This window comes from Fructilactobacillus sp. X2R1C1 (assembly GCF_059901435.1).
This window is the reverse complement of record NZ_JBWXUV010000080.1, coordinates 1-279: the sequence shown is the minus strand read 5'-3', so window position 1 is coordinate 279 and position 279 is coordinate 1. Positions and strand designations below refer to the sequence as shown.

Annotated in this window: 1 pseudogene; it reads left to right on the top strand. The window is 45.2% G+C overall.

Annotated elements, in window-relative coordinates:
- Positions 1-17 precede the first annotated feature (17 nt).
- Positions 18-279: pseudogene (locus AC6UDG_RS07570) on the top strand (MFS transporter); the annotation flags it as partial.

The window sequence follows — 279 nt, the reverse complement described above, 5'->3', positions numbered from 1 at the left end:
ACAATCAGGAGACCATCTTGTGGATGGGGATAGGCCTCGCTTCGGCTCTCTTATATCTCGTTTATAATCGTATTAAAATGAATCAAACCGTTCTGCCCCTGAATTTGTTCACCCATAAGAACTTTGCAGCCTCAAGTGCCGGGCTATTCTTCGCAAATATCGCCATCATGGGTCCGTTGTTAATACTCCCTCTTTTCTTTCAAACCTTTCGACACTTCACAGCCATTGAAACAGCAGTTGCACTCATTCCTCAAGGCGTTGGTATGCTGATTACTCGGC